Annotated in this window: 2 protein-coding genes; both read left to right on the plus strand. The window is 61.5% G+C overall.

Translation table 11 applies throughout. The features are described from left to right. Nucleotides 1-227 (plus strand): hypothetical protein (locus ABL922_RS14670; RefSeq protein ID WP_349024949.1); only part of this gene is annotated, 227 nt, incomplete at its 5' end. Further along, nucleotides 224-2077: an acetyl/propionyl/methylcrotonyl-CoA carboxylase subunit alpha gene (locus ABL922_RS14675; protein WP_349024950.1), complete on the plus strand. Its 1854-nt coding sequence runs from the start codon at nucleotides 224-226 to the stop codon at nucleotides 2075-2077. The genes ABL922_RS14670 and ABL922_RS14675, both read left to right, overlap by 4 nt. Nucleotides 2078-2106: the final 29 nt, after the last annotated feature.

Genomic DNA, 2106 nt, shown 5'->3' on the forward strand with positions numbered 1-2106 from the left:
ATAACCATAGTCATAAGTTTGTAATTCTAGTATTTGGTAAAAATATCGCGCTGCATTCTGTACTTGATTCTGTAATTATTGCGGCGGGTTTTTCGCTTACATTATTTGCGATCTGGCAAATCGTTGAGATAAATCTTATTGCGCGTGGAACTGCTGCTTTTGCAAATAAGCGACGAAACGCGATGGTTCGTCGACGCAACGCCTTCGCAAGATCGAACGAACTATGATCCAATCCCTCCTCATCGCCAACCGGGGCGAAATCGCTTGTCGGATCATCCGTACCGCGCGCGCCATGGGTATCCGCACCATTGCGGTTTATTCGGATGCCGATGCCGATGCGCTGCATGTGCGCATGGCGGACGATGCCGTGCACATTGGGCCATCGGCCGCGCGTGAAAGCTATCTGGTTGGCGACAAGATCATCGATATCGCTCGCGTCACCGGCGCGGAGGCGATCCATCCGGGCTATGGCTTTCTCTCTGAAAATGCCGAATTTGCGGCGCGCGTGATCAGCGCGGGGCTGGTCTGGGTCGGCCCCAATCCGGCGAGCATCACTGCAATGGGCCTGAAAGACGCCGCCAAGCAGTTGATGGAGGCGGCAGGCGTTCCGGTGACGCCGGGCTATATGGGCAGCAACCAGGATGCGGGTTTCCTGTCGATCCAGGCCGATGGCATCGGCTATCCAGTGCTGATCAAGGCGGTTGCGGGCGGCGGCGGCAAGGGGATGCGGCTGGTCGAACGGCCGGAGGATTTCGCCGATGCACTCGCCAGTTGCCGACGTGAGGCGGCGGCGAGCTTTGGCAACGACCATGTCCTGATCGAGAAATATATCCAGCGCCCGCGCCATATCGAGGTGCAGGTGTTCGGTGACAGCCACGGCCAGATCGTCCACCTGTTTGAGCGCGATTGCTCGCTCCAGCGCCGCCACCAGAAGGTGATCGAGGAAGCCCCTGCGCCGGGGATGGATGCCGCAACGCGCGAAGCTTTATGCGCCGCGGCCGTGCGCGCTGCCAAGGCAGTCGATTATGTCGGTGCGGGCACGATCGAGTTCATTGCCGATGCCAGCGAAGGCCTGCGCGCCGACCGCATCTGGTTCATGGAAATGAACACCCGCCTGCAGGTCGAACATCCGGTGACCGAGGCGATTACCGGCGTGGATCTGGTCGAATGGCAGCTGCGCATCGCGAGCGGCGAACGCTTGCCGATGGCGCAGGAGCAGCTTGCCATCAACGGTTGGGCGATGGAGGCGCGGCTCTATGCCGAGGATCCCGAAAAGGGCTTCCTCCCCTCCATCGGCAAGCTGGAGCATCTGGCGCTGCCCGAAAGTCTGCGCGTCGATACCGGGGTGGAGCAGGGCGGCGAAGTTTCCCCTTATTACGACCCGATGATCGCAAAGCTGATTGCCCACGGCGCGACGCGAGACGAGGCCATATCGCGGCTGGAGGCGGGCATTGATGATACCGAAGTCTGGCCAGTGAAGACCAATGCGGGCTTCCTCGGCAATTTGCTGCGCCACCCCGAATTCCTGTCCGGCGATGTGGATACCGGCCTGATCGGGCGCGATGGCGACGAACTGGTGCATCCGATCGAGGCCGAGGTTGACGAATTGAGCGAAGTCGCAGCGCTGCTCGCGGCCAGCCCCGGCGAGGGGCCGTGGAGCGGCGCGCTCGGTTTCCGCATGAATGCTGCACCCCATGCCGTGGCGCGCCTACGCGACGATGCGGGCACGGTTTATGACGTGTCGCTCAACGAAGTGAACGTCGCTGAACCTGCGCGCGATGTCCTCGCCTTCACCGGCGGTTTCGCGCGCCGCTACACGCTCGACCGCCATGAGGGTGCGCATGGCGGGGTTGCGGGCGATGGCACGATCCTATCCCCCATGCCGGGCCGCATCATTGCGGTCGATGTGGCAACAGGGCAGGCGGTGACCAAGGGGCAGAAACTTCTCACCCTCGAAGCGATGAAAATGGAGCACACACTCACCGCGCCATTCGACGGCGTGGTGGCCGAGCTCAACGCCGTCGCAGGGGCACAGGTGCAGGTCGAGGCGTTGCTGGTGCGGATCGAAGAGGCATAAAAGTCAAACTAACCCAAACCCGTCGCCCC

This window comes from Sphingorhabdus sp., assembly GCF_040079335.1.
In the GTDB taxonomy this organism is placed as follows: Bacteria; Pseudomonadota; Alphaproteobacteria; order Sphingomonadales; family Sphingomonadaceae; genus Sphingorhabdus_B.

Excerpts from the sequence above, each read along its gene's own strand:
- ABL922_RS14675 (WP_349024950.1), top strand. The coding sequence starts at position 224 with ATGATCCAATCCCTCCTCATCGCCAACCGGGGCGAAATCGCTTGTCGG.